The 24,170-nt window shown below is 42.0% G+C and carries 25 protein-coding genes and 1 pseudogene; 1 reads left to right on the forward strand and 25 read right to left on the reverse strand.

The features are described from left to right. Positions 1 to 236 precede the first annotated feature (236 nt). The 10 genes from GKZ87_18450 to GKZ87_18495 all read right to left on the reverse strand — a co-directional run bounded on the left by GKZ87_18450 (position 237) and on the right by GKZ87_18495 (position 11,072). A complete protein-coding gene (locus tag GKZ87_18450; protein ID QSI27331.1) occupies positions 237 to 1,226 on the reverse strand; it encodes a peptide ABC transporter substrate-binding protein in 990 nt (329 codons plus the stop codon). 670 nt (positions 1,227 to 1,896) lie between these two features. Further along, positions 1,897 to 2,664 carry a MerR family transcriptional regulator gene (locus GKZ87_18455; GenBank protein ID QSI27332.1) on the reverse strand — a complete coding sequence of 256 codons (768 nt, stop codon included), beginning with the start codon at positions 2,662 to 2,664 and terminating at the stop codon, positions 1,897 to 1,899. A gap of 189 nt (positions 2,665 to 2,853) precedes the next feature. Next, positions 2,854 to 3,021, reverse strand: coding sequence for a hypothetical protein (locus tag GKZ87_18460; protein ID QSI27333.1), 168 nt, complete (start codon positions 3,019 to 3,021; stop codon positions 2,854 to 2,856). 232 nt (positions 3,022 to 3,253) lie between these two features. Continuing rightward, positions 3,254 to 4,483 carry a sensor histidine kinase gene (locus GKZ87_18465; GenBank protein QSI28014.1) on the reverse strand — a complete coding sequence of 410 codons (1,230 nt, stop codon included), beginning with the start codon at positions 4,481 to 4,483 and terminating at the stop codon, positions 3,254 to 3,256. 31 nt (positions 4,484 to 4,514) lie between these two features. Continuing rightward, a complete protein-coding gene (locus GKZ87_18470) occupies positions 4,515 to 5,192 on the reverse strand; it encodes a response regulator (protein ID QSI27334.1) in 678 nt (225 codons plus the stop codon). A gap of 6 nt (positions 5,193 to 5,198) precedes the next feature. Further along, on the reverse strand, positions 5,199 to 5,969 hold the full coding sequence (locus tag GKZ87_18475) for an ATP-binding cassette domain-containing protein (protein ID QSI27335.1): 771 nt from the start codon (positions 5,967 to 5,969) through the stop codon (positions 5,199 to 5,201). A 13-nt stretch (positions 5,970 to 5,982) separates the two neighbouring features. After that, positions 5,983 to 8,355 (reverse strand): FtsX-like permease family protein, encoded by a 2,373-nt coding sequence (locus GKZ87_18480; protein QSI27336.1) that lies wholly within the window; start codon positions 8,353 to 8,355, stop codon positions 5,983 to 5,985. A gap of 288 nt (positions 8,356 to 8,643) precedes the next feature. Continuing rightward, a complete protein-coding gene (gene rlmH, locus GKZ87_18485) occupies positions 8,644 to 9,120 on the reverse strand; it encodes a 23S rRNA (pseudouridine(1915)-N(3))-methyltransferase RlmH (protein QSI28015.1) in 477 nt (158 codons plus the stop codon). Next, a complete protein-coding gene (locus GKZ87_18490) occupies positions 9,117 to 9,641 on the reverse strand; it encodes a phosphohydrolase (GenBank protein ID QSI27337.1) in 525 nt (174 codons plus the stop codon). The genes rlmH and GKZ87_18490 overlap by 4 nt, the downstream gene beginning before the upstream one ends. A 54-nt stretch (positions 9,642 to 9,695) precedes the next feature. Next, entirely contained in the window at positions 9,696 to 11,072 is a 1,377-nt protein-coding gene (locus GKZ87_18495; GenBank protein ID QSI27338.1) for a triacylglycerol lipase, read from the reverse strand. Between the two features lie 169 nt (positions 11,073 to 11,241). On the opposite strand from GKZ87_18495, the gene GKZ87_18500 reads away from it, so the two are divergent. Beyond that, the gene (locus GKZ87_18500) at positions 11,242 to 12,117 is read left to right on the forward strand and encodes a prepilin-type N-terminal cleavage/methylation domain-containing protein (protein ID QSI28016.1); all 876 of its coding nucleotides are present in this window, start codon (positions 11,242 to 11,244) and stop codon (positions 12,115 to 12,117) included. Between the two features lie 59 nt (positions 12,118 to 12,176). Here GKZ87_18500 and GKZ87_18505 read toward each other — a convergent pair whose 3' ends face one another. From GKZ87_18505 to GKZ87_18575, 15 genes and pseudogenes are all read right to left on the reverse strand, one after another. Further along, positions 12,177 to 12,794 (reverse strand): TetR family transcriptional regulator, encoded by a 618-nt coding sequence (locus GKZ87_18505; GenBank protein ID QSI27339.1) that lies wholly within the window; start codon positions 12,792 to 12,794, stop codon positions 12,177 to 12,179. Between the two features lie 433 nt (positions 12,795 to 13,227). Then, the gene (locus tag GKZ87_18510) at positions 13,228 to 13,575 is read right to left on the reverse strand and encodes a DUF2200 family protein (protein ID QSI27340.1); all 348 of its coding nucleotides are present in this window, start codon (positions 13,573 to 13,575) and stop codon (positions 13,228 to 13,230) included. A gap of 22 nt (positions 13,576 to 13,597) precedes the next feature. Then, entirely contained in the window at positions 13,598 to 13,882 is a 285-nt protein-coding gene (locus tag GKZ87_18515; GenBank protein ID QSI27341.1) for a DUF1905 domain-containing protein, read from the reverse strand. After that, positions 13,879 to 14,295, reverse strand: a complete 417-nt coding sequence (locus GKZ87_18520) for a hypothetical protein (protein QSI27342.1) — start codon at positions 14,293 to 14,295, stop codon at positions 13,879 to 13,881. Before GKZ87_18520 ends, GKZ87_18515 begins: the two co-directional genes overlap by 4 nt. A gap of 66 nt (positions 14,296 to 14,361) precedes the next feature. After that, the gene (locus GKZ87_18525) at positions 14,362 to 14,898 is read right to left on the reverse strand and encodes a methyltransferase domain-containing protein (GenBank protein QSI27343.1); all 537 of its coding nucleotides are present in this window, start codon (positions 14,896 to 14,898) and stop codon (positions 14,362 to 14,364) included. A gap of 376 nt (positions 14,899 to 15,274) precedes the next feature. Continuing rightward, positions 15,275 to 15,662 (reverse strand): annotated as a pseudogene (locus tag GKZ87_18530) (hypothetical protein). A 101-nt stretch (positions 15,663 to 15,763) separates the two neighbouring features. After that, a complete protein-coding gene (locus GKZ87_18535; GenBank protein ID QSI27344.1) occupies positions 15,764 to 15,973 on the reverse strand; it encodes a hypothetical protein in 210 nt (69 codons plus the stop codon). Between the two features lie 56 nt (positions 15,974 to 16,029). After that, positions 16,030 to 16,614 (reverse strand): sugar O-acetyltransferase, encoded by a 585-nt coding sequence (locus GKZ87_18540; protein ID QSI27345.1) that lies wholly within the window; start codon positions 16,612 to 16,614, stop codon positions 16,030 to 16,032. A 348-nt stretch (positions 16,615 to 16,962) separates the two neighbouring features. Next, complete coding sequence (locus GKZ87_18545) at positions 16,963 to 17,508, reverse strand: hydrolase (GenBank protein ID QSI27346.1); 546 nt, start codon at positions 17,506 to 17,508, stop codon at positions 16,963 to 16,965. Positions 17,509 to 17,585: 77 nt separating this feature from the next. After that, positions 17,586 to 18,674, reverse strand: coding sequence for a PDZ domain-containing protein (locus GKZ87_18550; protein QSI27347.1), 1,089 nt, complete (start codon positions 18,672 to 18,674; stop codon positions 17,586 to 17,588). Beyond that, the gene (locus GKZ87_18555) at positions 18,671 to 19,417 is read right to left on the reverse strand and encodes an MBL fold metallo-hydrolase (GenBank protein QSI27348.1); all 747 of its coding nucleotides are present in this window, start codon (positions 19,415 to 19,417) and stop codon (positions 18,671 to 18,673) included. The genes GKZ87_18550 and GKZ87_18555 overlap by 4 nt, the downstream gene beginning before the upstream one ends. A gap of 59 nt (positions 19,418 to 19,476) precedes the next feature. Then, a complete protein-coding gene (gene dnaB, locus GKZ87_18560) occupies positions 19,477 to 20,823 on the reverse strand; it encodes a replicative DNA helicase (protein QSI27349.1) in 1,347 nt (448 codons plus the stop codon). Positions 20,824 to 20,832: 9 nt separating this feature from the next. Then, positions 20,833 to 21,279 carry a 50S ribosomal protein L9 gene (rplI, locus tag GKZ87_18565; GenBank protein ID QSI27350.1) on the reverse strand — a complete coding sequence of 149 codons (447 nt, stop codon included), beginning with the start codon at positions 21,277 to 21,279 and terminating at the stop codon, positions 20,833 to 20,835. Continuing rightward, on the reverse strand, positions 21,257 to 23,254 hold the full coding sequence (locus GKZ87_18570; protein QSI27351.1) for a DHH family phosphoesterase: 1,998 nt from the start codon (positions 23,252 to 23,254) through the stop codon (positions 21,257 to 21,259). Before GKZ87_18570 ends, rplI begins: the two co-directional genes overlap by 23 nt. After that, on the reverse strand, positions 23,232 to 24,155 hold the full coding sequence (locus tag GKZ87_18575; GenBank protein QSI27352.1) for a DUF2232 domain-containing protein: 924 nt from the start codon (positions 24,153 to 24,155) through the stop codon (positions 23,232 to 23,234). The genes GKZ87_18570 and GKZ87_18575 overlap by 23 nt, the downstream gene beginning before the upstream one ends. Positions 24,156 to 24,170: the final 15 nt, after the last annotated feature.

Raw genomic sequence — 24,170 nt, forward strand, 5'->3', positions numbered from 1 at the left:
CAAATCCTTATACTATTCTGTTTTAAATCCTTATACATTCTTTTCCTTATACCATTCTTTTGAATCCTTACATCGACACATGCTTGTATTGCTTTTCACAACAGCCTTCCATGCACTTGCTTACCGATGCATCCTTATATAGAAGGCATCCTTATCCTGCAGCTTTCTCCTGTTTATGATGTGTGTACGTGAACGTTTAATAATGTTGTATTTGATACTGAACAATTTTCTTTTATTTACATCATGACCAGATTTTTGCTGTTCTTCACTGCATCCGGTAATGTGATTCCCAGCGTTTCCATCGTTTTCTTATTTACATAAATATTCAGATTATCCTTAAAGACCTTGACCGGCATATTTTCCACCTTTTCACCCTTTAAAATCTGATCTGTCATTCTCGCAGTTTCTTTTCCCAGCTCTGTATAGTCAATTCCGACTGTCGCAAAGCCGCCATCACTTACCATAGAATCGGCTCCTGTGTATACCGGTACCTTCTTCTTATTAGCTGTTTCTACCAAAGCGCTCATAGAGCTGGCAACAGTGTTATCGTTGGGTGCGAAGATTGCATCACATTTATCCGTCAGTACACTGACTGCACTTTGGATTTCTGTAATATTTGCGCCGCTTCCTTCTACCAGCTTAATATTGTGCTTTTCACAAAATTCCTTTGCCTTGGCAAGGTTGCTGACAGAGTTTGCCTCCGAGCTGTTATAAATAAATCCCAGTGTTTTCAAATCCGGATTGACCTGCAATGCCAGATCTAGAATCTGATCAACCTGAATTTCATCACTCGTTCCTGTAATATTGTTATTAGGCTTGTTTAAATCATCCATCAGGCCAGCACTCACCGGATCGCTGACTGCTGAGAATACGATAGGAATATCCTTGCTGTATTTTGCCGCAGACATGGCAGTCGGAGTCGCAATCGCCACGATCACATCACTCTTGTTTCCGGCAAATGTAGACATAATGGAATTTAACGTATTCTGCTGACCGCCTGCATCCTTGAAATCCAGCTTGATATTTTCACCATCTTTATAACCAAGCTCCTCCATTTCCGCTTTAAAGCTGTCACGAATCGTATTCAGTGATTTATGCTCAACGATCTGTGCGACGGATACCACCGGTATTTTCTTATCGCTATCCTTCTCCTCATTGCTTCCGCATCCTGTTAATACACTGGCACATACTAGAAATGCCGCTGCTACTTTACATAATTTTTTCATCGGTAATTGTCCTCTCTTTCATTGTGTTTGCTTTCGTTTTGTTGTTATATGACGTCTGTTTTCCCTTATGCCATCGCCATTCCTCTGTGCTTCGTAACACAATGACCACCTCCCTGCTGTATAAAAAAGCACCCGTCCAAAAGTCTGTTGACTTCAGGACAGATGCTGTTAAGATCATCTGCGGTACCACCTGATTTGATAGCTCTTCTTATAGAACCATCCTCTCATCAAAATGCTGACACATTTCTAGCCCTGTAACGTAGGCACACGTCTTGGATACTGAGCTTTGCCGTTCCCCTTGCCCTCCAGAGTCCATTTACAAAATTGCATCTCTGCCGCGATTTCACCATCCGCGTGCTCTCTATAAGCGCATCCTTTTGCTTGATCTCTCTGTCGCTGGTTTCCTATAGGATACACCTCATTTTTTTAATTGTCAACACTTTTTCTGAAATTTTACATTTTTTATTCTGAAAATATTTTCAAAGCATACATAGCACAGATGTCTGATAACTGCATAGCAACACATTCCAGCTATACAGGCCCTTACCCTGTATCCTGTCTGCGCTGCCATATGCTACACTGCCTCAATACTCAGCTAAATCTATTTGATTATTCAAAGAGAAATGAAAGCAATAGAAGCCTGCCGCTTTTATCCCATCATTTGCCTATTTCACACAAATTTTGACGATTCTTCACTCTCATTATCCACGGTATGCGGCGATCTTTCATTGCCATATAAATGAAATCCGTTCCACAGCAGCAGGAGTGTCATGAAAGCTGTCAAAAGTAGAAGCTGTATCGAATCACGTGCAAGACCTTCGCGCAATGCCAGAGCAAGCAAAAGACCACAGAGAAAGGAAACGCCTGCAGTAAAGAGCAGCTGCTTCCAGCTAATTTCCATGTATTGAAGACCATGCACTCTGGTATCGTAATAGATATTTTCAATAATCTGCAAAATAAACACTGCCAGCAGAGCGAGAAGCCACTTATCATGCAGTACAGGAAGCCAGGGAAATAACAAAAAGCCCATACTGGTCACAGCCAGCTGGATACTCCCCAATAGTAGCCGGGGTCTTCGTATATATACATATGGACGGTTCACAGCAGCCGGAAGAATTTCAGCCGGCTCCTGTTTCATGTGTTTGCGAAGCATTGTCCGCTGATCCTGCAGTCGCACAATCTGGGCATCCATTTCATGAATCAGCTGCTCATATACCTGCGGTGCATATTCCTGATCAATGAGAATAGCACGAATTTCCTTCATCCGTAAGCCCATCTGACGCAGGGAACGAATTGTACACAGGGTTTCCAAACAGTCTTTATCATAGTCCCGATACCCGTTTTCCAGCTTATCCGGGTGAATAAATCCCTGATCCTCATAATATTGTACCGCCTTTTTGCTCAGACCACTTTGTTTCATTACGTCCCTTAACAGCATCGAATCCCCTCTTTCTATAAAGTACAGATATAACCAGTCAAGTAATAATAAATCCTTTTCATAAATCCTGCTAGTATGCTATCACATTCTAACATACTGATTTTTCATTTTTGCATTACTATCTGCTGATTTCTTTTCTTTTCTATTTGGATGTCCTTTTATTTTTATCACTACCTTTTCTTTTTATCCCTATTGTATTTGTATTGCCAGGGAATTGCAATACAACAGCAGAGAATACAGCAGAAAAAAGCGAAGGATTGCAGCCTCTATATGATGATGGTAATAGATGCAGAATAGCTGTCCTTGCCATAGCTGTGCTTCTTCGATAATAATATTATATAGTGATTTCAAGTTCATGTTATATATCCGATTTTTAAGCCATCTTTTATCTACGCTGTCTCTATAGAGAGGGGCATCCTGATTGTGATAAAACTATAAAAAGCCTTATTCCAGAATAAGGAATGCAAATTGCTTTTCCTACAATACCCCTTGCCAGGTAACTTTTTTCACATATCCGTAAAGCAATAAAAGGAAAACAGGTGATGCTATTATCACCTGTCTGCAATATCTTCAATAGCCTTATGCTTCATTAGTAAGGAAATACCAGTATAAATGCCATCCCCTCTACTTCCTTCTGTGCAAAGATTTCTCCATTCATACGCCGCATGATTTCCCGGCATATATATAATCCAAGACCATTCCCCTGCTTTCCCTCACTGTTGCTTGCACGGAAAAAGCTTTCAAAGATATGATGAAGCTCCGTATCGCTTACCGTATTCCCCGTATTATAAATACGAATCAGCTGACAGTAATCCTCTTCATAACAGGAAATCTCCAGCCGTCTTCCATCCCCGTATTTTAATGCATTCTCTATGATGTTTTCCACGACCTCAAAGCTGCGCTCCAAATCTCCCTTTAACAATAAATTGTCATACGGTCTTATATCCAGCTCCATATGGCGCAGTCGAAGCGGCTCCATATATGCGTGCTGAACCTTTTCTATCAGCTCCTGTAAATAAAATTCCGTATTATGAACAGGAATATCCAGTATATCCTCACGGGACTGCCGCATAATTTCTTCCACATAGCGCTCGATATCCTTTCCCTTTTCCTGAATCTGATGCGCTGCCTGTATCCTGTGCTCCTCATCCTCATACAGATGTTCCTCTAATGCACGCGCATACAGCTGAATGGTATTCAATGGTGTTTTGATATCATGAGACAGTGACAGCAGCAGCTTTTTCTTTTCCTTTTCCAGCTCCAGCTGCCGCTTTTTAGAGCTCTCCAGAGTATCCTTTAGCTGTCCGATTCCAAGCAGAAATTCATGCACATACCGGCTTTTTTCCTCCTTGACGATTCCCTTCCAATGTCCCCTGGCCAGCTCCTGTGGCAGCCTTTGCACCTGTGCAAAGGGCTTGAGAAGATGCTTGCGAAGGTATAGGAGAACACCCAGCAGTACTGCCGCCAGAATGGCCAAGGAAAGCTGCGTCCAAACCATCAGCGTACCGACATCCGCATAGGTACGCTGATAATCAAAACGCAGATACCCCTGCAGTGATTGCTTGTCATATATCGGCTCAATGCTCATATCCATAGAGTTTCCGGCTTCAAAAAACACGGACGCCGCCTCCTGTTCGGCACCTTCAGCGGAAAGCCAGCGCACCGCCTCCATATGCGGATACGCATCCAGGGAAATATCCGCAAGCGGTGTCCCATTGGTGACCAGCTGTGTAATACGGCTGATTTCCACACGGTATGCATGATCCTTGGTTTTCTCAATGCGTCCGATACGGATTCCCAAAAACAGCGCCAGGCACACATACAGGCAAAAACACAGCAGAATCAGTGTATTATATTTCTTCAAACCGGTATCCTACTCCCCAGACCGTTTTAATAAGCTGCGGACGCTTTGGGTCTTTTTCAATCTTATCCCGCAGCATTTTGATATGAACCGTCAGCGTCTGCTGTTCGCTGAAGCTGTCCATACCCCAGATGCGGGCGAAGATATATTCCTTGCGCAGCGTCTTTCCCGCATTCGCCACAAGCAGGGAAAGCAGCTCGAATTCCTTTCCAGTAAGCTCCAGCTCGTTTCCATTCAGGCTGGCTCTATGCTTATCACGCTCTATCAGAATACCGGAGCAGGAACAGCTTTTCTTCGCCTGCAGGTCATTTGTCCGCTGTAAAACAGCACGTATTTTCGCTGCGAGTATTTGCGGATCAACAGGCTTTTCTATATAATCATCCGCTCCCAGCTCATAGCCGTTCAGCTGATCACTGCGATCCTTGCGTGCACTCATAATCAAAATCGGAACTGCCTGTTGCTCACGTATCCTTCTGCACACGGCAAAGCCATCCATGCGGGGAAGCATGATATCCAGCAGAAGCAGCGCTACATCATGCTCCTGCAAAAACAAGAGTGCTTCTTCTCCGCTTTCCACATGATGAACCTGAAACCCGTCCCGCTTTAAAAAGGACATGAGCAGCTGTGCAAGCTCCCGGTGATCCTCCACAAGCAATATATCTATCATAGGCAATTACCATCCTAACGTAATCAGCCATTCATTCAGTCTGCGCTCTCTTTTCCGAATATCTGCATCCTCATGCCACGCCCCTAGCTGCATTTCATCCCGGATATTTCCATCCTCGATATACAAAACGCGCTCACAACGTGATGCCACCTTCATATCATGGGTAACCAGCAGGATGCTTGTCCCCTCCTGATGAATCCGGTTTAATTCCTCCATAACCTCATGGGAGCTTTGCTTATTCAAAGCACCGGTAGGCTCATCCGCAAACAGAATTCGCGGATGATTGATAAGACTTCTGCAGATACAGGCACGCTGCAGTTGTCCCCCGGATACCTCATTGACATCGTTATCCGCAATATCGCTGATGCCGAGCTTCTGCATGAGCCTTGTCGCATAGGCATTGATTTCTTTTCTTCCCTGCCTGGTTTTCCCCTTCGCAGACTGATAGGCTGGTAAAATAATATTATCATATACGGAAAGATTTTTCAGCATATACATCTGTTGAAAGACAAAGCCCATCTCCTCCAGGCGCAAATCACTGATTTCATTGCGGCTCATATCCATTAACTCACGGTCAAAGAAGCTCACACTGCCGGCTGTGGCACGATCCATACCGCTGATGGTATACAGCAGGGTCGTTTTTCCGGAGCCTGACGGGCCCATGACAGCAATCATTTCCTTTTCCTTCAGTGTTAGATTTACATTTCTCAACACGTTATTCTGTCGTTTGTTTACGATATATGTTTTACACAGATTGCTTACTGTTATTCCACTCATAAAAGCTTCCTCCTTATTCCATATTGTTCATTTCACGTATATGGATACGTTTGATTTTCCCGGTAGCAGCGATTGTTGCGCAAATGATGCCCAGCAGCAATACCCCCGGATACAGCAGATAAACCTGCAGAGGATCAATCTGGATATGCACCTGTGCCCCCATAATGGCAAAGATCGGTTCCAGCATGAAGCGGTTACTGAGCATCGACAGCGGTATCGCCGCAAACATGGATAATAAAGCCACCAGAAGCATACGGATTGCCTGCCACCTGCGTATACTGCTGTTACGAAAGCCAATGCTTTTCATCATAGCGATTTCTCCTTTTTCACGAACGATGAACAGCTTTTCCATCAGCAGTGTAATCAGCATGATCACTGCACAAAGCATAGCAGTCATTGGAAGCAGAAGCTCCTGTAAGGATTCCTGAATACCGCCGATGTTGCGATCGACAATATCCTGTGCTGTATACCATTCATAATCTGGGAATTGTTGTTCTAGTGTGGCTTTTAATTCCTCCTGGCTTTTGTCTGTTTTCATATCAACATTGACATTCCAGTATTCAAACATATCCGTTTTGCTCATATCCAGCCTGGCATTCAATCGGGCACTGCTTCCCAACTGCATATAATCGGAATAGCTTCCTGTAATGATGAATTTATACAGCTTCCCATTCAAATTCAGCTCCACGCGGTCTCCGATGTGCCAATCATTTTCCTTTAGAACAAGACGGGAGAAGGCAATCTCGTTTTCCAGGACGGGAGCGCTTCCCTCCAGATAATCCAGATATTCCGTATTGCGTCCCTGTATCTGCAGTGACATGATCTTCGTATTCCCCTGCTTTCCCGGTGCGTGAAAGGATAAAAAGTAAATAGCAGAGGCTGTAAGCTGTGCATCATAGCCCTTTTCCTTCAGCTCATGCTCTACACGCTTCATTCCCTGTTTCAGCTGTACAGAGTTTTTATAGGGAGAATCCTGCTTTCCTTCAATTTTTTTAATATATACAGCGCTGTCCGTATTCACGGTAAACTTGGATGCCATCTCGCTGCTTTGCATGGTATGGATGGTGTTCAAGGGAATCGTAATCAGGACGAAGCTGATACAAAAGGTCACCAGCAGCAGAGCATAGCGTTTTACATGCGTCAGCATATCATTGATTCCAAGATAGGCAGGAACACGCAGGTGCTTTTGCTTAAACAGAGACAATGCCGAGGCCTTCGCAAAGCTCTCCCCGCTGTTTCCGCCGCGAATGGCAGATATCGCTGTAATACGACTTAGCTTTCTTGTACAATTCAAACAAAACAGCATGACAAGTGCAATAATTATCAGTGTGCAGAGGATATTGACATAGAAATTCACTCCGCTGTCCTCCATGATCATATTTACACTGACGCCCGCCACCATGGCGCGGCTGATCGGTACACTGATGAGCAGACCAAGAAGGGCTCCGCTGCATACGAGAGCTGTGTATTTTACAAGATACAGACGGCGAATCGCTTTATCCCGAAGTCCGATTGCCTTCATGATACCGATTTCCCGGTACTCCTCTTCCATTGTGAACAGCAGTGTAAAGCGTAGAACAAGCAAAGCAATCAGAATCATGCAGATGCCGATCAGAATTAACAAAGCCGCAAGTATCAGATCAAAGGAGTAAATCATCGAATACATACTGCGGGAGACCGTATTTAACACCGATGGAAAGCTTTGCATATTCTGTGCTTCTGTAAAATCGGATATGCTTGCGACATTGATAAAATACAGGGAATATGTCCGCTCATTGCCTGCTTTTTTAAATTCCTCATACATTTTGGAATTCATAAAGATTCTTGACATACCGACCATATCGTTTCCAAACGCCGCATCCTTGACAACGGTTTTCAGAGTAAATGTACGATCTGCATCACCTATGCGGATGCGCAGTGTATCCCCAACATGCAGGTCGTTTTTCTCCATGAGGAATGCAGGCATTCCAATTTCATCATCCTGTAAATGGAGCTTTTCCCCATCCGGATCAAACTCCTTGCAATAGTCACTAAGTTCCTCAGAGAGAAAAAGGTTCAGCCCCTCAGCACTGATTTTGTCACCATGTTTCAGCTGCAAATCCTTCTGGTCCACGGAGAGCATCTCCTGATAGCCGTAATCTTTAACTCCCGGAGCCTTTGTTTTGATCCAGCTCATGATGCTTTCTTTTTCTCCCGGATTTACTGCCACAAGATTCACATCCGGTATATTGGCATAATCCATATAATAGTCCACAGAGGAGCTTACCACCAATATATTATTTACACTGCTCGCAAGAAATACAGTCGCAATGGTAATAAACAGAAACAGAATCAGATTGACACTTTTTCTATGCATTAAATCTTTTTTTAACAATCGTTTCAGCATTGCCGCCACATCCTTTCTACAGGTAAAGAATACCGCACCCTTTCTTAAAAAATCCTTAAATACCGGTGGAAATCTTTTTTATATCGTTTCTACTCATCCTTTTATTCAAATATCAGCAAATTCACTCGTTTATTTCCATAAAGAAAGCAGAAGTCTTCAACAACCTCTGCATATTTGAATACTCTTATGGATATAAGTATACATCCTGTTACTTATGATGAAGCCTTTATAGCAGCATAGCTTATGGATTATCAACTGCTCCTATTACAATGCTTTATATGAAACAAGCTATTTATGATATGGATTATTGTTTTTTATCATATAGGCACGGTAAATCTGTTCCAGCACAAGCACTCTTGTCATCTGATGGGTAAAGGTCAGATCACTCAGCTTCCATTTCCAGTTACAGCGTTCATAAACATTGCTTCCGGGGCCCAGGGAACCGGCAATTACAAAGGTCAGGTTACTGGTCTGATAGGTCTGCAGCTGATCCAGCTTTTGTGCAAACTGCTCACTATCCACCATCTCTCCCCATAAATCCAGCAGAATAACATAGTCCTGATCTTTGATTTTGGAAAGGATTCTCTCGCCTTCCTTTTCCTTTACCTGGCTGTTTTGCGCCTCGCTGTTACTCTGTGGTGCCACCTCGTCGTTTACCTCTATGATTTCCAGCTTTGTAAAGGGTCTTAGACGCTTTGTATATTCCTCAATCTGAGCGCGCAATGCCTTTTCTTTTATCTTTCCAACCGCAATGATTTTTATCATAGCTTTTTCCTCACTTCCATTAACAGCTCCAACTTGCTCTGTAGCCATCTGCGGCGCAATCGCCGAAACATACGGTATTCCGCCAGCACCTCTACAAGACTGGAGGCTGTATCCACAGCATTCACTATCCATGCTTCCCGGCATACAGGCGGTATTACAGTTAAAGGCCACATATGCTTTCGGATAATCTCCTGTTCCCGCTTACTGATTTGAAAGTCACGAATTGCATTGCGGTTCGCAAAAAAAGGATGACGGAAGCCATGAAGTCTGTGCCATGCCTCAGGTTCATGCCAGTCATACAGAAAATAATCATGCAAAAGTGCTCCCCGTACAAGAGCGCGTTCATCACAGGATACATGAAGCCTCTTGATCAGTGTATAGCAGTAATAGGATACAACAAAGCTGTGCTCCAGACAGCTGACAGAGCCATGCTGTATATAATTTTGCATGCTCCAGATTCGGTCATCCTGCAGCAGCTCATCCGCTATTGTCAAAAATTCAGAATATTCCTCAATACGCATATGCCACCTCACTATGCATTGTATTGTAGCCTGTTTTTCATCAGAATGCAATTATCAGAAGCCTTTCTTTTTCAATTCGCTTACGATGCTGACATAGGTTTCCAGCACATCAAAGCCTTTGTAATCCTCTCTTGTCAGATCAATGATATTGCCATGGGAAATCCCTTTATAATAGCGGTTGGTAAAGGTTCCCTGAAATTCTCCCCATCGGGCGCTTTCCTCGGTAACCAGACCATCATTGTCCGCATCGACCATACGGATGAACAGATAAGGGATACTGAGCAGAATGTGTGACCATGCATGGTGCATAAGACTCATATAGCTCTGATAATATACCTGCGGATCATCCAAAACCTCCTCATTAAAGCCGGCACTCCACTGTGTGGTAAACTGATGTGTTACGGTGTAAAAATCCGGATGTACATCCTTCATACGTGTAAATGCGGCATCAAATACAGACGCCAGCCAGCGGTACAGCTTTTCCGGTGCGATTCGTACCAGCACATCGACGAAATGACAGCCGCGATGCGGTGTGGATATGGTGGTCAGAGAGGCAACATGGGCGCCCATATGCCCCTTGGAGATTGCATGACGCGCATCCAGACCACCCTTGGAGTGCGCGATGATGTTCACCTTGTCACAATGCTCAAGCTCACAGATTTCCTTGATACGCTTTTGAATATCCGCACTGTTGTTTTCTATGGTCGCGAAGGCCTCCTGATTCCCATAATAAATGACTGCACCATTTTTCACCAGAATACGTGGAATCCTTCCCCAGTAATTCACATATTTTAAATCACGGAAGCCGACACCATGCAGAAGCAGCAGCGGGTATTTTGTCTTGCATATTTGTGATTCAGCGCGTTGTGATGCCACATCGATTGCAACGGTTTCATGATCGTATTCCTCCTTTGCTTTGTGCATGAGATAGATAAGGACAGGAATGCGCAGAACCGGTATAAATAACAGGATCCAGAGCATCACACGGCGAAGAATACGCAGGCGGTTGCTGAGACAGAAAATCACAAGCGCTCCGCCAAGGGCATATACATATTGAAACAGCAGCATCCACAACAGATCAGCGTAATACCAGCTATAATTGTTATATTCCGGAAGAATGAGTAGATAGAGAAGGATTTGAAGCAGAAGCAGCCAAAAGCTGCGTTTGATTACTGCTTTGCCATATTGCAGGCCTCTCAATCGGCGATGCTTCCTGCCAAGTGATTGGATAAGCCTTAGGATATTGATTATAAATATAAGTATCAGCATACCGGCAGAAATCATGATAAAGCCAATATTACTATATCCTTTTAACAGCCATCTAGTGTTGAGTTGATGCGTCAACAATGGAAGATGTGACAGCATTAGAAGCAGAAGCACTCCCATACAATTTTTTATATATCTCATAATGATGCCTCTTTCCTTTTTCATGATTGTATTATAACATATCGTTATCCTTCTCTAAAATAGAACCAGTAAAAGAGCTTGTATGCAGTATCATAGTAGAAAATTTTGAGATAATAGACACTATTACATGTAAGTATTTATTATGAAAAGAATTTCTTACAATCTATCCACAAATCTGAAGTTTTATTGTACAATGGTAGAAAAGGGTGATACTATGAGAAAAAATAAAAAGGGATTTACACTCGTCGAGATTATTGTTGTTCTTGTTATTATAGGAATCCTTATGGCGTTGGCTGTTCCGGCTGTCATGAGTTATATAAAAAAAGCCGCAGATACCAAGCTGATATCAGAGGCAAGAACAGTTATGGTTGCATCGAAGGAAAAGGGAATCGAGCTGGTGAAGCAAGGAAAGCTGCATCAGCTGACATCCTCAGGCAGTAAGACAGATATCATAAAAAGGTCGGAAATCGAGGATGGACAGTTAATGGAGATACAGCTTAATTCTGCCAAAAACGGAGCTGGCAGCTTTGTTGTTAAGATACAGGATGCTTATGTACGCTATGATGATGCGAATCAGAGCTATGAGGTGCTGGATTCGTATAATAATCTTTATTCAAAAACAAATATTATTTCAGAATCAATATTTTCTAATAATAAAGCGATAGAAAAAATTATAGAAGTTTTCAACAAAAATACCGATACACTAAATTCAGAAGGGAAAAACTATGGCATTCCTATCAGAGAGGCATTGGCTGACACCTTAAAAGAAGCTGGAATAACTGATGATGATTACAGTTTCCGAATAGATAAAAAAGTAAATAACAAATACACGATAACAGTAAGTGATCGCCGAATCATAGAAACGGATATCAATAACAATTCTACTGTGAATGTTGTACAGTATAGCTATCAATATGACCCCGTTAACAAAAAGTTTATAAAACAGGATGGTATAAAAACTGCTGTATCAAAGATTGTTAATGGCAATTATAACGGCACATCGTCTGATACCTATCCTGCGTTAGATCTGGATAGCTTAGAAGATAAGGATTGGGAAGATATTAAATAAAACTTAAAAAATAACCAATAACTACATCTATTGGTTATTTTTTCAACTTTGATAAAGACCTACTGATATTCTTTTTTATACGCCATTTTTTTAAACATTACTTTCCATTCATCGAAATCTCTTATAATCTCATCCAGCTTCAATGCTTCCCCATAGCTTAGTTTATCATGCATATATCCCTCCGTCATCCATACCAGCATCTGATATACCTGTTTCGGTTCAACATCATCATGAAACTTTGAGAAATCCACATGAGCAAAATAGCGTTCAAAGGTGGAATCCATGAGCGTATGCAATTCCTTTGCTACATCGGTACTGACAGCTTCCCGACGGGATGAAAAAGCGCGTGTAATAAAATCAAGTATGTACGGATAATCCACCATTATCTGCATTTTCTTTTGTGCCCCATACTCCATAAGCTCAAAAAAATCTGTAACCTGTGTAAAATCACCATCCTCCATCATGTCAGTGACAATTTGCACACAATACTGAAACAGGTACATATAAAAGCTTTTCTTATCCTTAAAATAATAAAACAGCAATCCCTTTGAAATACCAGCCTTGGCGGCTATATCCTCCGTATTTGCCTTCTTATATTCATTTCTCCCAAACACTTCCATACCGGCATCAATGATGCGTCGCTGCTTTTCCTGGGAGAGCTCTTCAAATTTTTCCATATCGTTATTCTCCTGTATCATAAAATCTTAGTGGACATCTTAATAAAACTGGAATTTGATTACTTCTTACACGCTGTATTAGCAAGCACAATCATTATTACACAATCAACTCTTACAAATATTTAGGTTATTGTAGCAATCGATGCTTGCAATACGTTCTCAAAAAATCCCATAATAAATAACAGAACAGCTATTAAAGTCATTCCAATTCCAACTACTCTGCTAACTTATCCTTTTCTTCCTACCTGCTGTATTACATCCAGCTATCAGCTTTGCACCATGTCCAGTTTATAGAAAAATACTGAATATAGCCAAGATAATGCCAGCTGCCCATACAATACAATTACGACCCCTACTTATATCCCTTAATGTCATAATTCAATCATCTCCTCATATCTTGACTAGACGGTATGCTAGCGTTTTTTATGTTACATTATCTCATAATTTTTTCCAAAGCTTTTCCCTTCGCCAATTCGTCAACCACCTTGTCCAAGTACCGAATTTTCCGCATTAATGGATCTTCAATTTCTTGTAGCTTAATTCCGCATATATTTCCAGTGATAAGATTACAATTTGGATTCATTTCCGGTGCTTCCTCAAAGAATGTCCTATAATCAACATCCTTCATAATCTGTTCATCGATCTGTTTTGCCGTATATCCGGTCAACCAGCATGTAACCTGATAAACCTCTTCTTTAGTTCTGCCTTTTCTTTCCGCTTTTGCTACTAATAGCGGATATACTTTGAACAGCTTCATTGCAAATATCTTTTCATATTCCATGAATTCCTGGCCTCCTGTAACTCTATAATATAGGTGTAATGACTACATGAATCACATCTCCGACACCTCTATTCATTTCTTTTTGAATATCCTTTCTCACACCAATAATATAGCAAATTGAACCATCATCATTTTTAATGCCCATATTCACTACGCTTCCATCATACGGAACCCCATTAAATTCAGCATGAACTTTTAATCTTCCTTTGCCAAACTCTGCGCGAATATCAATCGGCACGCGAACAAATGCTCCGCCTTTATCCGGAACTGGTTCTATCGCTGTCTTAAATTCATATTTTTCTTTCATGCATGATTACCTGTTCTATCACACCAGATAGCAATTTCTTTTATTAGGTCGCACGGCAAACTATCACTATATGGGATTTGAATAGATCCTTTACTGTATTTATAGCCATATTCATCAAGTTCTTTTGAAAACTGTGCAACAGCTTTTGTTCCGGGGTATAATCCAATATGCTTTTTTTGGCCTGCAAAATGGATGATATTATGGCCTTTCCAGTAGGTTGGCATACTCCATGAAATCTTTTCTGTCGCATCTGATAATGCTTCTTGCAGGCACTGTCTGACAAGCAATAGTTGTTTCTGAACATCCAGATCAAAACTTTGAATATACTCATCGACGGTTTTGGGTTTATTTCCACAATAATGCTGTTGATTTTGTTTTTTAAATTTTCTATTACATTTTGGACATTGCCACATAATATTCACATCCTCACAAATTCAAATTTTAGCGTTCTTTACTACTTCAACAAACGGGAATATGTATTACTTTTTTGCCGTAATAAGATATAGTGACTTCATCGTATTAGGGATAAGACTTATACTAATATCTTCAAATCCTGCAATGCTTAGATATTCACTAACCCTTTTCTTATCTGTAAAGGAACCTCCATCTAATACTTGCATCAACAATCCAAGAATACGATTGCTCATCCAATCTTCAAGTAATGGATCCCCAATAATAAGTCTTCCATTTTTTTTAAGAACTCTATATATTTCGTTAATTCCTTTATTTTTTTCTTTCCAGTGATGTAACGATAGCACTGAAAAAACTAAATCAAATGATTGTGAATCAAAGGGCAGTTGTTCAACATTTCCTTTTATAAATGTTATATTGCCAGATGAGAATAACTTAGGAATAGAAATATCAATAGCAGTGATTTTGCTACACGGAAATCTAGCAGAAACTGCTTGAGTAAATGACCCATTTCCGAAACCGACATCTAAAATGGTTTGTGAAGCTGTCCGTGAACAGTTAATTTCATTTAAAACCGCATGATGTATAGCTCTCAATTTCTTCACCTCTATTTTATATTTTGAATATCACAATCGCTCGATAAAATACTCGTCTTTGTAACTTCTACAAACTGGGATTTATCTTTCTTTTTTCTTATCCTGTCCTAATGCAAGAAATCCAGCAGTAATAGCAAGTGCAAACATAATGTCATGTTCGCCCAATGGGTCTGTTACTATGGAATATATCAAAAACGCCATACAAACTAGCAATACTGCCAATATAATTCCACGAACAATTTTTCTTTTTTTCATTGTATAACGCTCCTCTATAACTTTCAATTTCCCAGTTCAATAAACTAGTATTTATTTACTTTTTTTATTCGCGAATAACACATACCATGCACATAAAATAGCCGCTCCTATTGCAATCCATATCGCCATATCATTTTCCTCCTCCCACTGAAATCCAATATGAAAATTCATATGCAAATTCATATGCAATATCAGATTGTGCATATGTTCCACCATATCTTCCTGTCGTTGCCTTTATACCTATTGCATTCGTTTTCACACACCATTCTTTTACATAATTTTATAACTGTTTAATCCCGCATTACTTTTTAATTATGGCGAATTCGCCATAATTAAAATCTGGATTAAACATACTTTCCCATACACCTAAAAATTCAGTTGTATTACGATTTCTTAACCAATCAGATATGAAAAATTCACCGTCTTTTGATTTCAACATATCTGTAAGTGATATAAAATCTTCATGATTGATTGTTTTTCACTGTTATCTCATTATCTAAAACTTTTAATTTCTCCATAGTTTCCTCCAATAAACTCTGTTTTTCTATATATCTATTCCTGCACAATAATCACTATTTTTTCTTACTAACTCTATTATTGTATCTCTATAAATTCTTATTTATAAGATGATCGGCTGATACTCCAATACTTTATCGGCTATTTCCTCTGGGGTCATTTCACTCCAAAATATATAATTGCAGATTTCCGGGTCAAGAACACCCCTCTGCAATTTAGCAATTATCGTATCAATGTCTTTATCGCTTTTATTCTCACATTTTGCTATTTCCTCGATTAAAGAAATTATTTCTAACTTTGACAGAATTTTCATACGACACCTTTCCAAATTCAACTTTTTAATGTTCTTTTACTTCATCACATTCTAATTTACTTATTTTCTCTCACTACTAGACAAGGATTTCCATATGCTATTGTATTACTGGGAATATCTTTTGTAACAACACTTCCAGCTCCAATAACAACATTATCTCCTATCATAACACCTGCCATAATGATTGCTCCACCGCCAATCCATACATTATCGCCTATTATGACTGGTGCTGTTTGTGTTTTACAAAACGCAAATGAACCATCCTCTTTAGACTCCCCAAAACGCTCAGTAGCATTTGTTGGATGAAAGGCTGTATATATTTGTACATTTGGTGCAATCAAAGCATTATCTCCAATCTGGATAATATTATCATCTAAAAAAGTACAATTCATATTTACTTCGCAGTTATTACCAAAATAGATATTATTACCATAATCAACATAAAATGGTGCTGTTATCCAAAGATTTTTACCTTTTCCGCCAAGCAATTCACTTAAAATTCTTTCTTTTTCTTGAACATTGGCAGAGTCTGTTTGATTATAGTCTCTTGCCAAATTTTTAGCCTTATGCCATTGCGTTAATAACTCGGCATCCCCACAATCATAAAGTTGTCCTGCCAACATTTTTTCTCTTTCTGTCATGATCCACCTCTATAACTCGTGCTTTATCACACAATAGCCATTTAATAAATGCTATCTCTTTTATAGTCAATCCTATGATTAAATCACAAAATTGATTCTTTCTGTATTTTACCATAACTAAATATCAAATACTATATGAACGAAAGCATTGACCATTTAAAAGGAAGAAAAGCGAAGCTGGAATTACACATTCATATGAAAAAGGCACCACTCTGAAGGATACGTTCTTTGATCAATTCACAATATGCGAATCTCTTTCTTATATAAATAAAAAGGGAGCAGCTATAACTCTCCCATATTATTCTTCAGATGCATACAATAAGACCCGCATAAGCAGATGCATCTTTTTCATTTATGCATGATTTTAGGTTCGGCTTCAAAAAAATTTATGATATCCACAATACTGACAGGCATTTGATGATTGGCATCCACGCCAACATCATATCTGCGAAATCCGTTATCCCGATTGTGAACATTCACCTGTGCAGGATTATGCTGATGCCCATGCAAATGAATAGCTCCGTGATAAAACCCGTTCCACTCTGCAATCGGATAGTGAAACAGAATAAACTGGTAGCCCTCGTATTTCAGCTCAGCGTATTCCTTTACCCAGGAAAACAGCGATTGATCAAACTCCTTCTGTTGAACAAAACGATCATGATTTCCCCGAATCAGATATTTTCTCCCATGCAGCTGTTTCAGCGCCTCCTGCGCATAGACATAGCTTTTCATCGTTACATCCCCCAGAATATACACCTCATCCTTTGGACGAATTTTTTTATTCCAATTTGCGATCAATCGCTCATTCATCTCATTTACATCCTGATAGGGACGGGAAGTCAGTTGTATAATATTATCATGATAAAAATGCAGATCGGATGTAAAATACAGCATATAATTCCCACCTTCCTTTTCTATAGCTTCAGAAAACGGTATCCATATACAGAAGCTGCACCGGATACCGTTCCTTATTATTCTAATGTCACCGTCTTTTCAATTTCCTTACCCTTGCGGTTTACGGTGATGGTAACCTCATCCTTCACCTTATGACTGTAGAGAAGCTGACGGAATTGCTTATAATCCTTTACTTCCTTACCGTCAAATTTAACGAGAATGTCGCCTTCCCTAATTCCTGCTGATGAAGCTGGGGTACGTGATGCCACCTTGACAATGAGCAGACCACTTTCCACCTTGGAATCTATGCCCAGATAAGCCTTATCCAGCATACTCAGCTGTTCAATCGGCTGCACGGAGATTCCCAGGATCGGCCGTACGACCTTGCCGTTGTTTTCCAGCTCGGTTATGATTGGAAGCACCTCGTTGATCGGTAATGCAAAGCCAAAGCCCTCTACCGAGGTATCCGTAATCTTCATGGAATTGATTCCAATCAGCTCCCCTGCCATATTGATCAGCGGGCCGCCGCTGTTTCCCGGATTGATAGCAGCATCTGTCTGCAATACATTCACATCCCAGTCTGCTACACCGTTATTGTCGATATCCATTTCCATGCGTCTGTCAACACCGGATATAAGACCTCCGGAAACGCTGCCCTGATACTCAATTCCTAGCGGACTTCCCATTGCTATGACGTATTCTCCCTTTTTCACAAGAGAGGAATCCCCCATAGTGAAGGCATCTGCCTTGAAGTCCACATCGGTCTTCAATAATGCAAGATCCGTCAATTCATCCTTACCGACGATGGTGACCTGCTGTTCCTTGCCATTCGCAAAGGTGACAACGGCTTCATCCCCATCCGCAACGACATGATTGTTCGTGATGATATACACGGTCTTGCCCTGTATTTTGTAAATAGCACCGCTGCCGGAATCAATGGATTGTCCTCTTGCCTTCGCTGTTACTGTCACGACCTTGTTTTCACTATCCGCGACCAGCTTTGTAACATCACTTGTGATATTCACACTTGCCTGCTCCACCTTTTGTGTAGTCTGCTGCTGTGCATTTGCGGCTGTTGTGGTTTCTCTGACCTGCAGATGCAAAATCGTCAGTACAATATTCCATCCGATAAGTGCCACAAGCAGAAAGGCTGTCAATCGCTTCATGATGATTTTCCTCCGGTATAAATGGAAAACTGATCAGCCGGATACAGCCGGAGATCCTCTCTGTCCTTCTGTTTCCGTTTCAGTGTTTCTTTTAAGGTTGTCAATGCCATATCACGGGTATTGCCTTCCTGTGAGATATGCGCAAGAACGATTTCCTTTGTATTCTCCCCCATGACATCACACAGGATATTGGAACAATCCTCATTACATAAATGACCGCAATCGCCGATGATGCGCTGCTTCAGATAAACTGGTCTTGTTGTCTGCATCAGCATTTCGATATCGTGATTGCTCTCAAACACATAATAGTCCGCATCCCGTATGTAGTCCTTCACTTCCTCCTTAATATAGCCGGTATCTGTCACATACACCATTTTTTCATCCTCGGTTTCAATCACATAGCCCACTGTTCCCTCACAGTCATGACTCATGGGAAGTACCGTAATACGAAAGTCCTGCACTTCAAAGCGCTCATAGGGACGGATGCCGTGCAGATGACTGGTAGCGATATCCTGCGTTGCATAGGTAGGAATCGGATCAAACAGCTTCATCTGTGCAACATGGTCACTATGGGTATGTGTAATCAAGAGTGCATTGCTTTGCATGGGATCATAGCTGATCTGTTCAAAACAGCTTTTTAGATATTTTCTCGTTGTTCCACAGTCTATAACCAGCCTGGTATCCTTATGTTTAATCAGGCAGCAGTTCCCTTTGGAACCACTGGCCAGTAATGCAAATTTCATCAGCGGCCTCCCTTCAATCTCTGCTTCACAGGTGTATTTCACCTGAATATATATACGGTTTATGAGAATCCATCATGCGCAATATTAAAGAAGGCTGATATGGATTTTTGAAACGCCAGCTCCACCTTTCCTGTCGCACCGTTACGATGCTTTGCGATATCCAGGTCGGTCTGGTCGGTTGGATTGTCCTGCTCTGCTTCATCATCCTTGGCATAGTAGGCGTCACGATATAAAAACATTACAATATCGGCATCCTGCTCGATGGCTCCGGATTCTCGAAGGTCAGATAGCATAGGATGCTTATCCGGACGTGTTTCTACAGAACGGGAAAGCTGTGACAAGGCGATTACCGGACACTCCATCTCTCTGGCAAGTCCCTTTAGGGAACGTGAAATTTCAGAGATTTCCTGCTGGCGGTTATCTCCGCTTTTTCCGCTTCCGCTGATCAGCTGAAGGTAGTCAATGACCACAAGGTCAAGACCGTGCTCGCTTTTCAGCTTTCGGCATTTGGAGAATACCTCCGATATTTTGATATTGGAGCTGTCATCCACAAACAACTTGCTTGCCATCAGCTCATTGGCAGCCTCATTCAGCTTACTGAATTCCTCATCCAGAATAGCCCCGCTTCTCAGTTTATTGGATTCCACTGCGGATTTGGCACTCAGAATACGCTTCATCAATGCCTCTGCAGGCATCTCCAGTGAGAAAATAGCAATCGCACCGGGATTGTAAAAGGATGCGTTTAAGGCCAGATTCAGGGCAAAGGCTGTTTTTCCCATCGCGGGACGTGCCGCAAGGATAATTAAATCTCCCCGCTGAAAGCCGTTTGTCATACGATCCAGATCCGTATATCCTGTCTTGATTCCCGTTACACGGTTATCGCTGGAGCGCAGACGGATCAGCTCCTGCATTACATTGGAAACAACCTCACGGCTGCTCTTGAAATCTGTGGCACGGCGGCTGCGGGTGACATTCAATATATCACGTTCTGCCTTATCCATGATTTCGTCAAGATCATTTGCTGTATCAAAGCCATCCTCCGCAATCTGCTCCGCTGCCTCAATTAAACGGCGCAGATGGGCGCGGCTTTTGATCATTTCAATATAGTAAACGCTGTTTGCGCTTGATATTGCCGTATCACTCAGCTTGATAATGTAATCGGCTCCTCCCACAAGATTCAGCTGCTCAATATCCTGCAGCCGGGCAATCAGCGTGGTAACATCCACCGGTTTTCCACTATCGGTAATATCCATCATGGCAGAGAATATACGCTGATGGATATCCAGATAGAAATCGCGCGCATCCAGCCCCTGGTCATACACAACGCTGGTTACGCTGGGATAAATCATCATCGCACCGAGAATGGACTGCTCCGCCTCGGTACTGTGTGGCAATTCTCTACTCATAAAGCCTCCTTATCCATTCACATGGACACGAATGGTTCCGATAACCTTGTTTCTGTAAAGATCCACCTTCACATCCGTATAGCCAAGCGATGTAATCGCATCATTGTCAATCACCTTTCGCTTATCCACATGGATACCGTATTTATCATGCAGCTGTGCAACGATCTGCTTTGTGGAAACACTGCCGAACACACGTCCGCCCTCTCCTGTTTTCACATGGAATTCCAGCGTAATCGTTGAAAGCTTCTTTTTCAAATCCTCTGCCGCGGATTCCTTTTGCTTTTCCTCCAGATCATGCTGCAGGTTCTGCTCATCCAGAATCTCCATGCTTTTTTTCGTAGCCATGACAGCCAGATTCTTATTCAGCAGGAAGTTTCTTCCATAGCCGTCGCTAACCTCCACGATATCTCCTTTTTTTCCAACCTTTTTCACATCACTTAGCAGTATCACTTTCATCTTCGTCGTCCTCCTTGTTTTCTTTTATATATGCATCAATCATTTGCTTTAATTCTTCCTCTACGGCTTTCACCGTTGTTTGCTCTCTTTGCAGGGCTGCCATTGTAAAATGACCGCCGCCATGCATGTTTTCCATGATGATCTGCACATTGATCGTACCCTTGCTGCGGGCCGATACGGCAACTCTGCCATCCTCGATATTTCCAATGACAAAGCTTGCCTCCATATCCTTAATATTCAACAGGCTGTCCGCTACCTGTGACATCAGCGTACGGTTTACTACACGGTTGTTGTCCACTGCCGCAATGATGATTCCCTGTGCATATTGCCTTGCATATTTCATAATTGCTGTTTTCGCCTCAAAATCACCAAAATCCTCTTTCAGCAGGTTTTCCGCCGTTATCGGATCTACACCAAGATTTTTCAGATAGGCTGCCGCTTCAAAGGTACGGCTGCCCGTTCTGGTTTTAAAGCGATTGGTATCCACAAGGATACCGACATACATCAGTGTAGCTTCTTCCTCACTCAGACCAACCTTGTTATTCTGGTATGGCAGGAATTCCGTAGCTAGCTCACAGACAGAGCTTGCGCTGGATTCTACATAGACCAGAAGCGGATTTCCAATAAAGTCCTCACTTCTGCGGTGATGATCGATTACCACAATTCGATTTGCCTCCGCCAGCGTCAGCGGAGCACCTGTCTGCTTTGGATTGTGATGGTCAACCGCTATAAGCAAATCATCATCCTCTATCATTTTGCTTGCGTCCGGATCGCTGATGAACCGGTGACGGCCCTCCAGCTTATCCGCATACAGATTCATTGCTTCCTGCAGCTGCGGCTCGATTCCACCACTTTTTGATACAACATAGACCTCCTTGCCATACGCAGCCGCAAGCCGCGACATGCAAAGTGCACTTCCCATACAGTCGAAGTCCATATTCTGATGTCCAATGACAAATACCCGGTTCGCTTCCATGATTGCCTCTTTGATCGCCTGCGACATGACACGTACACGCACCTTGCTTCGCTTTTCACGGGCTTCACTGTTTCCACCGTAGTATTTTACACTTTCCCCATATTTCTTAACCGCAGCCTGATCGCCTCCACGGCTCTGTGCCAGCTCCAGCAGATCGTTTACCATCGTATCCAGCAAACGGAAATCATCCGTTCCACGGGCAAACGACATACTCAGCGTTATAGAAACATCAATATCCTCTGCATTTTTTCGTATGGTGTTTAAGATATCAAATTTATCCCGTACGACTTCTTCAAAAATTGCTTCATTCAAAATGACCAGAAAGCGGTCAGAGCGCAGTCTGCGGATAAACATACCATAACGCCCTGCCCATTCCACCAGAGGCTGACGAAGCTGTGTATTGATGGTCGCCATTGTTCCTTCATCCTCATACTGTTGTATTTCCATATAATTATCCAGCTGTAACAATCCCGCTACAACGGAATCCCTCTTAAACCGTTCGGTTATGGTTTCCAGCTTGGTGATATCCCGTACAAACAGTACCTGTCCGTTTTCCTTCCGAACGATTTCATACACAAATCCACCTTCCGGATCCTTTGCCGTGATTTCATCCACGGAGCCGTTGAAAAGATCCGTGATTTCTGGAATCCAGCTTGTCAGCTTTTTCCCGACGATATTCACAGAACGCTCCTCCAGAAAATCATTGATCCAGGTCGCATTATACTGTTCATCATAGGTGATGATACCAATCTCTCCAAAGGAAAGCGCATCCTTGGCATCATGACCGAGGATATGGGATATATCAATATCCCGCTGCTCCTTGTCACGCTCATATTTCAAGACGATCCAGATAATGACAAGAATATTCAAAACAAGCAGAATCGCCATCGGTATGATCTGTAATCCCGGAATACCGGCCATATACAGCACAAACAGTGCCGCCGCTTCCGCAATCAGGATAATGGTTATCTGAACCTTAAAATTTTCCAAACGATCCATTTATGACACCTCGTTTCATTTTATCTCTCAGTAACAGCAGAATATCCGCAACACCAAGCAACGCAAGGACATCCTGCACATAGGGTACAAAAGCTGCAATCATGACCAGAAACACGAAGGTACGCTTTTGAAGCAGTACGAGTATACCCATACTGCACATGGCACCGCAGGTAATAGCATAGACCTTGCATACCAGATACGCCGACAGCAGTACGGTCGAAGCCTCTTGGTTTAATTTTAGCACATTTCGGCTATAAAATAGAACCCAAATGACAAGAATCAGCCAGCCACTCCATTTGGGAGCGCGAATATTCAGGACATTTTGCATAGGGTGCACCTTGATTTTCAGACGAGTAAGCAGTATATTGCCAATCATATGGATGCAGATTGCCTGCAAGACACTCATGAGAACGGCTGTCAGGACGACAACCATCATCACCATCTTTACTAGGTCAATGCCGGTATGAATGTTCATAAAATCCAGGATGGTCCTTACCAGCTCCATATCATCTGCCGGGTCATAGCCGAATACAGCCGCAAATAAGATCGTTGTGACCAGATAGGAAAAGAATGTGAAAATACCACTGAACACAAGCAGAGTACCGTTCTTCCATCCTTTTCTCACCCCGCCACCATATACAAGCCCGACAACGATGCAGCTAAAGAGATAAAAAATTGTAGTGGGTGCACTAATCATAAAGGAGAGCAGCAGCATGCTGACAGAGGGAACCAGGGCGTTTCGTACTCCGTATTTTGCCGTATAGACAAGGATGGGAAAGGTTAATACCCAGTACATAAAGTATTCCAGCATGTTTCCAAACTGCCGGTTGACAAACAGGATCAGCCCGACAATGGCACACATCATGGCTCCTTCTGTAATTTTACGTGTCTGATGATTCATAGCGTTGCTCCTTCC

It is taken from the genome of Erysipelotrichaceae bacterium 66202529 (genome assembly GCA_017161075.1).
In the GTDB taxonomy this organism is placed as follows: domain Bacteria; phylum Bacillota_I; class Bacilli_A; order Erysipelotrichales; family Erysipelotrichaceae; genus Clostridium_AQ.

Coding starts and splice junctions, on each gene's coding strand:
- GKZ87_18450 (QSI27331.1), bottom strand. CDS start 1,226: ATGAAAAAATTATGTAAAGTAGCAGCGGCATTTCTAGTATGTGCCAGT.
- GKZ87_18455 (QSI27332.1), bottom strand. CDS start 2,664: ATGCTGTTAAGGGACGTAATGAAACAAAGTGGTCTGAGCAAAAAGGCG.
- GKZ87_18460 (QSI27333.1), bottom strand. CDS start 3,021: ATGAACTTGAAATCACTATATAATATTATTATCGAAGAAGCACAGCTA.
- GKZ87_18470 (QSI27334.1), bottom strand. CDS start 5,192: ATGATAGATATATTGCTTGTGGAGGATCACCGGGAGCTTGCACAGCTG.
- GKZ87_18475 (QSI27335.1), bottom strand. CDS start 5,969: ATGAGTGGAATAACAGTAAGCAATCTGTGTAAAACATATATCGTAAAC.
- GKZ87_18480 (QSI27336.1), bottom strand. CDS start 8,355: ATGCTGAAACGATTGTTAAAAAAAGATTTAATGCATAGAAAAAGTGTC.
- rlmH (QSI28015.1), bottom strand. CDS start 9,120: ATGATAAAAATCATTGCGGTTGGAAAGATAAAAGAAAAGGCATTGCGC.
- GKZ87_18490 (QSI27337.1), bottom strand. CDS start 9,641: ATGCGTATTGAGGAATATTCTGAATTTTTGACAATAGCGGATGAGCTG.
- GKZ87_18495 (QSI27338.1), bottom strand. CDS start 11,072: ATGAAAAAGGAAAGAGGCATCATTATGAGATATATAAAAAATTGTATG.
- GKZ87_18500 (QSI28016.1), top strand. CDS start 11,242: ATGGTAGAAAAGGGTGATACTATGAGAAAAAATAAAAAGGGATTTACA.
- GKZ87_18505 (QSI27339.1), bottom strand. CDS start 12,794: ATGGAAAAATTTGAAGAGCTCTCCCAGGAAAAGCAGCGACGCATCATT.
- GKZ87_18510 (QSI27340.1), bottom strand. CDS start 13,575: ATGGAATATGAAAAGATATTTGCAATGAAGCTGTTCAAAGTATATCCG.
- GKZ87_18515 (QSI27341.1), bottom strand. CDS start 13,882: ATGAAAGAAAAATATGAATTTAAGACAGCGATAGAACCAGTTCCGGAT.
- GKZ87_18520 (QSI27342.1), bottom strand. CDS start 14,295: ATGTGGCAATGTCCAAAATGTAATAGAAAATTTAAAAAACAAAATCAA.
- GKZ87_18535 (QSI27344.1), bottom strand. CDS start 15,973: ATGAAAATTCTGTCAAAGTTAGAAATAATTTCTTTAATCGAGGAAATA.
- GKZ87_18540 (QSI27345.1), bottom strand. CDS start 16,614: ATGACAGAAAGAGAAAAAATGTTGGCAGGACAACTTTATGATTGTGGG.
- GKZ87_18545 (QSI27346.1), bottom strand. CDS start 17,508: ATGCTGTATTTTACATCCGATCTGCATTTTTATCATGATAATATTATA.
- GKZ87_18550 (QSI27347.1), bottom strand. CDS start 18,674: ATGAAGCGATTGACAGCCTTTCTGCTTGTGGCACTTATCGGATGGAAT.
- GKZ87_18555 (QSI27348.1), bottom strand. CDS start 19,417: ATGAAATTTGCATTACTGGCCAGTGGTTCCAAAGGGAACTGCTGCCTG.
- dnaB (QSI27349.1), bottom strand. CDS start 20,823: ATGAGTAGAGAATTGCCACACAGTACCGAGGCGGAGCAGTCCATTCTC.
- rplI (QSI27350.1), bottom strand. CDS start 21,279: ATGAAAGTGATACTGCTAAGTGATGTGAAAAAGGTTGGAAAAAAAGGA.
- GKZ87_18570 (QSI27351.1), bottom strand. CDS start 23,254: ATGGATCGTTTGGAAAATTTTAAGGTTCAGATAACCATTATCCTGATT.
- GKZ87_18575 (QSI27352.1), bottom strand. CDS start 24,155: ATGAATCATCAGACACGTAAAATTACAGAAGGAGCCATGATGTGTGCC.